5 protein-coding genes and 1 pseudogene are annotated in these 5,792 nt (G+C 61.3%); 3 read left to right on the top strand and 3 right to left on the bottom strand.

Going from position 1 to position 5,792, the window contains the following annotated elements:
- From fusA to OIN59_RS25215, 3 genes and pseudogenes are all read left to right on the top strand, one after another.
- Positions 1-544, top strand: a pseudogene (fusA, locus tag OIN59_RS25225) (elongation factor G); the annotation flags it as partial.
- Positions 545-820: 276 nt separating this feature from the next.
- Positions 821-1,021 carry an SDR family NAD(P)-dependent oxidoreductase gene (locus OIN59_RS25220; protein ID WP_274114950.1) on the top strand — a complete coding sequence of 67 codons (201 nt, stop codon included), beginning with the start codon at positions 821-823 and terminating at the stop codon, positions 1,019-1,021.
- Between the two features lie 104 nt (positions 1,022-1,125).
- Complete coding sequence (locus OIN59_RS25215; RefSeq protein WP_274114947.1) at positions 1,126-3,522, top strand: DNA polymerase II; 2,397 nt, start codon at positions 1,126-1,128, stop codon at positions 3,520-3,522.
- A 266-nt stretch (positions 3,523-3,788) separates the two neighbouring features.
- Here the strand turns inward: OIN59_RS25215 and OIN59_RS25210 are convergent, their stop codons facing one another.
- From OIN59_RS25210 to OIN59_RS25200, 3 genes are all read right to left on the bottom strand, one after another.
- Positions 3,789-4,406 (bottom strand): hypothetical protein, encoded by a 618-nt coding sequence (locus tag OIN59_RS25210; protein WP_274114945.1) that lies wholly within the window; start codon positions 4,404-4,406, stop codon positions 3,789-3,791.
- A 12-nt stretch (positions 4,407-4,418) separates the two neighbouring features.
- The gene (locus OIN59_RS25205; RefSeq protein ID WP_274114943.1) at positions 4,419-4,646 is read right to left on the bottom strand and encodes a hypothetical protein; all 228 of its coding nucleotides are present in this window, start codon (positions 4,644-4,646) and stop codon (positions 4,419-4,421) included.
- A 667-nt stretch (positions 4,647-5,313) separates the two neighbouring features.
- Positions 5,314-5,792: ATP-binding protein (locus OIN59_RS25200; RefSeq protein ID WP_274114941.1), on the bottom strand; the 479-nt coding region annotated here is incomplete at its 5' end.

The following is a 5,792-nucleotide window of genomic DNA, read 5'->3' as shown; positions in this document are numbered from 1 at the left end:
GGTGAGGCTGCTGCTCGAACCTCTGCCCAGGGGCGAAGGCATCCGCTTTGAAAGCCGCATCGTCGGCGGCGCCGTGCCGCGCGAGTTCATCCCCGCCGTGGAGGCCGGCATCCGCCGTGCCGCCCTGACAGGCGTAGTGGCAGGCTTCCCCGCCACGGACTTCGCGGCCACCCTGCTGGACGGCAGCTTCCACGAGCGCGACTCGTCCACACAGGCCTTCGAGCTGGCGGCCATGGCCGCCTTCCGCGAGGGGTTTGCGAAAGCGGCGCCCCAGGTGCTGGAGCCCGTGATGGCCGTGGAGGTCATCACACCAGCCGACTACCTGGGCGACGCCATCGGCGATCTGAACCGCCGCCGAGGGTTGGTGCGTGGCCAGGGCCAACGTGGAAACGCCGCCACGGTCGAGGCCGAAGTACCGCTGAAAGAAATGTTCGGCTACATCGGCAGCCTGCGCGCCCTGTCTTCTGGGCGTGCGCAGTATTCGATGCAGCTGGACCACTACGGAGTGGTGCCTGCGGCCCAGGCTGCAGAGCTGGTGGGCTGAGTTGAGCGGATCGGGCCGGGTGCCCGGTACAGCCAGAGAGAGGGGTGTGGACGGGAGTCTGCACCCCTTTTTCTTCGACTAACGGTCAGTGGCGTGGATGGCGGTGGTCATCCAGGAGCAGATGGGCCCCGGCGCTTGGATCGCGGATAGCGGATAGCGGCGGGCCAATCACGCTTGAGTCGGACTTTTGCAAAACAAAATCGGACTTTTCTGCGTAGATGATCCTGTGCTTGCGGTCTATCGCTACGTCACCGCAACTCACCACCTGGACTCATCATGAAGACCGTACTCATCACCGGCTGCTCCTCTGGCTATGGCCTGGCCACTGCTCGTCACTTTCATGCCATGGGCTGGAACGTCATAGTTGTCGGCTTAGAACCATGCCCAAATGCGGCGCAGCAATGCGGGTGCTGGTCGGGCAGGACGGAATACATAACGGGATGGTTTGTGCATGGCCTTCTCAATGGCAGTTTTTGAGATACTGTACAAAACATCAGCATCATGCGCAAGAGCTGCTGTACCTGTCCATCATCTCGCTATAGGCATCAGAATTTCCGCGCCAGCGTTCTCTGCTTTCCCTGATGTCCACAGCCCTCGCACCCATCGAACTCCGGGGCTTCATCCTCACACGCAACTGGCGCGATCTCCCAGACGGCACCGAGATTGAATACTGGCTAGCCACCGACGACGGGCCCAAGAAGGTGCTTCTTACCCGGCAGAGCCCGGTAGCCTTTCTGCCTGCCCAACACCGGGCTGCAGCGCAGACCTCACTGGCAAGCCTGCAGGGCCTGGAGGTGAGGGAGCTCGATCTAAAGACATTCGATCAGCAGCCCGTCCTCGGTGTCTACGCCCGCAGGTTCCGCGATCTCGGCAAGCTGGCGCGCACGCTCCAGCCTCTGGGGATACCGCTCCACGAAGCGGATGTGCGGCCCCACGACCGCTACCTGATGGAGCGGTTCATCACCGCTGGTGTCCTGGTCGAGGGAGGCCAGCGCGAAGGCTCGACCATCATCAACGGCCGGTTGAAACCCGCTACCGGTTGGCGCCCGGTGTTGAAGGTGGTGTCGCTGGATATCGAGACGAGCGCGACCGAGGAGCTGTACTCGATCGCCTTGGATGGTGCGGGCGACCGGGTGGTGTTCATGCTGGGGGACGCTCCAGCTTCGGTGCCGGTACCGGCTGCACCACCAATAGAGTTCAGGCTTGTTTACTGTCCGACCCGCCGGGAGATGATCGAGCAACTCAATGCCTGGTTTGCAGACCATGACCCGGATGTCATCGTCGGGTGGAGCGTGATCCAGTTCGATCTGCGAGTGCTGCAGAAGACGGCCGATGCGAGCTCCGTGCAACTGCTGCTCGGACGCGAGCGCCGCCCCATCGCATGGCGGCCCCACCCGGGCCGGCAAGGCTACCTGTTCGCCCCCATGCCCGGACGTGTGGTTGTCGATGGCATCGAAGCATTGCGGGCGGGCATGTGGAGCTTCCCGTCGTTCAGCCTCGAAGCGGTCTCTCAGAAGCTGCTCGGCGAGGGCAAGGAGATCGGCGACGCCTACGACAAGATGGCCGAGATCGAGCGGCGCTACCAGGAAGATAAGCCTGCGCTGGCCAGCTACAACATCCGCGACTGCGCGCTCGTCCTTCGCATCTTTGAAAAACTTGAACTGCTGCCGTTCGTGCTGGAGCGAGCCCAGACCACAGGCTTGCAGATAGATCACTTTGGTGGGTCCATCGCCGCGTTCAGCCACCACTATCTGCCGCGCATGCACCGTCTGGGCTACGTGGCACCCAACGTGGGTGACATCGCGGCCAAGGCGTTTCCTGGCGGCTATGTGATGGACTCCACGCCGGGCTTCTACGACTCGGTGGTGGTCCTGGACTACAAAAGTCTGTACCCCTCCATCATCCGGACCTTCCTGGTGGACCCGGTGGGCTTGGCCGAGGGAGAGAGCGCCGACGCACAGACCGGGTTGGTGCAGGGGCCGCAAGGCACGCTGTTCTCGCGCGACAAACACTGTCTGCCGGACATCGTGACCACACTCTCGAATGCCCGGGACGAGGCCAAGCGCTTGCGGAACCAGCCGCTGTCGCAGGCCCTGAAGCTGCTCATGAACTCCTTTGCCGGGGTGCTGGGTGCGTCCGAGTGCCGCTTCTTCAATCCGAAGCTGGTGTCCGCCGTGACCCTGCGCGGCCACGAGGTGATGAAGCTCACCCGCGCATTTGTGGAGGAGCGCGGATACCAGGTCATCTACGGAGATACGGACTCCATCTTCATCTGGCTAAAACGTACCTATCCCAATACGGAGGCGCACGCCATTGCGGCGGGCTTGGTGCAGGAAATTAACGCGTGGTGGACCCGCAAGCTGCATGAAGAGCAGCAGCTGGAGAACTTCCTCGAAATCGAGTTCGACACCCACTACGCCAAGTTCTTCATGCCCACCATCCGGGGATCGGATGTCGGCAGCAAGAAGCGCTACGCCGGCCTGAGCATAGATGAAGAGGGGCGGGAGGAGATGGTCTATCGCGGGCTGGAGATGGCCCGCAGCGACTGGACCCTGTTGGCACGCCAGTTCCAGGAGGGCTTGCTGTCACGCATCTTCCACGGTGAGTCCTATCGGGCGTTCGTGGCCGACTATGCGCGGTCGATGTTGGATGGCCAGATGGATGCGCTGCTTGTCTACCGAAAACGCCTGCGCCACCGGCTTGATGCCTACGAGGTCAATGTGCCGCCCCAGGTGCGCGCGGCGCGCATTGCTGACGCTCACAACACGAAGCTGAACCGTCCCCAGCAGTACCAGCGTGGCGGCTGGATCGAGTACGTGATGACGCAAAGCGGTCCCGAACCCCTGGAGGCCCGGCATTCGCGCATTGACTATGAGCACTATCTCGTCAAGCAACTCCAGCCCATTGCAGATGCGATTCTTCAACCATTGGGGGACAGCTTTGTGGCATTGACGAGTGCGCAGAAGGTGCTGTTCTAGAGGGCTGTGGAACCATCTGAGGCGATACCCACGAAGGAACTCGCTGACCTGCAGAGGGCGACGTGGAGGCTAGGCAGTGCAACTGCCCATTTGGCTTTAGCCCAATCGCGCTGGACGATGGGCAAGGAATGCCGCATCTAGGGTGGTCTGTCTCTTATTGCGCAGTCGAATGCGCCTGCACTATGCGCTGCACAAGAGAACTTTCTCACATCGGTTGCTTGCATCAACGGCATGTGACCCGGTGGCCGCATGCCGTTGCAGCGGCGTCAGCACATCACGATGTTTTCGAGGTGGAATGCGAAAGGCGTCGCATTGGCGCCAGGGCCGCCGCCAGTCATGACGATGTCGGCGCTGGCGATACCCAGCAGGGACAGCTCGGTGTTGATGTTGGAGATGATCGCCGAGTCCATGACCTGGCCCTGCACGATCTGCGAGGCCGCGCCGATCCAGATGGTTGGCTTGAACTCGAACACCGCCTTTTGCTGGGGAGCGATCGAGGTCTTGGTGGCCAGGAGCTTCCCATCCTTGTAGCAGCTGGCGTTGATAGCACCCTTGGGCAGCGCATTGAGCACCTGCACCTCCTTGGAGCTGGCGCAGGCATCAGCGGGCACCAGGCGGTATCCCGTGGTCGTCGGTTCCGTCTGAAACAGCTGGCCATGCTGCCCGTCCAGCTGCGGGGTGTAGTTGCCATAGCTGTCACTGGCACCGACCTGCATGCTCATGGGGAAGGTGAACGGATGGTTGTCGCCTGGGCCGCAGTCGCGGATGACCTGCCAAGCCACCGCGAGCTCGTCGAAGTTGGTCGCGACGTTCTTCTGAAAAATCACGATCTCCAAGTTGTTCGCGTCATTCGACTTGTTGATGAAATTCAATGTAATGCCCATGGTTTTCTCCGGTCAGTGAAAAGGAGGCAGCGCACCATGCGTTGCCCGTTTGCCATCGTTGCCCTCCAGCCCCGGCGGCGAACCCAGCGTGCCCAGCCCTGGCGGTTGCCTTATGGATCGGACGATGTCTTCGAGATTGGCTTCGCAGGTGACTGTGCCTTCGCCGGGGCTGCCTTCGCTCATGACGATGTCGGCGCTCGCGATGCCGATCGGTGAGAGCTCGGTATTGATTTCCGACATCACGGCCGAGTGGATAGGTCGCACTGCACAACCTGTGAGCACGCGCCTTCCCATAGCACAGGCTGGTACTGGAGCAGCGCCGTTTGCCCTGGTGCCATCGAGGTACCCGCTGCACCTACATTGCCTTCAACTTTGGTCAAGTTTCCTTCCCGGTTTACAGAGGACTGGCGGCTGTCAATCTAGGGTGTGCGCACATGGATGCTCTGCTTGCCTGGAGTCCGGCCTCTGCGATCCTGGCACTTGCTATTCGATACTCGATACTCGATACTCGATACTCGATACTCGATACTCGATTGTTAGGGGTATGGCGCAATGTGGCTATGATTTCTTTGCACAGTTCACCTACACGTATGGCGCAGATGTCGTGGTAGATCGTCTCGCGTGAAACGCAGTGCTCGGCTCGCAGCGAACCGCGCGATCGAGCAGCAGATTCCGAGAGTGAGGCGACCGTTCCAGGCCGTTGACGTGAAACGACGGATGTTTGCGGTTGCTGCCGCTCACGCACTGGACCGCGGATGACTCAGATCCGCCTGAAGCGGCCCCGAGCCCGGCATCCGTGAGGGACATCGCCCTGATGTGTTAGCGCCAGTGCAATCGTGATCAGCAGTGCCAGTCGAACATTGACCAGGGGCTGAAGCTGGTTCCATTAGAAGCCAGCTGTGGATAACTATAAGGTGGATGCTTCGGTAGGTCCTCCTTTTTTTGAACTCGTGGTCGGTATGGCCGAGCCATCAGGCGAGGCCCTTTCCTCCGCGGTCTCGCTAACGTGGGCGGCTGCTGCCTTCCTGGTCTGCTCACGGGTCTTGATGCGCCCCTTGGCTTCGTGCGTGCTGTGGCGGAAGCGGTAGGACTCGTTGCCGGTCTCGATGATGTGGCAGTGATGGGTCAAGCGATCCAGCAACGCGGTTGTCATCTTGGCGTCGCCGAACACCGTGGACCACTCCGCGAACGTCAGGTTGGTGGTGATCATCACGCTGGTGTGCTCGTAAAGCTTGGACAGCAGGTGGAACAACAAGGCGCCACCGGCCTGGCTGAAGGGCAGGTAGCCCAACTCGTCGAGCACGACCAGATCCATGCGCACCAGGCTCATGGCGATGCGTCCGGCACGGCCCTGGCTCTTCTCATGCTCCAGGGCATTGACCAGAT

The organism is Acidovorax benzenivorans (assembly GCF_028680575.1).
GTDB lineage: Bacteria > Pseudomonadota > Gammaproteobacteria > Burkholderiales > Burkholderiaceae_C > Acidovorax > Acidovorax benzenivorans.
The sequence above is the reverse complement of the archived record's forward strand: the minus strand, read 5'-3'. Positions and strand labels throughout refer to the sequence as shown.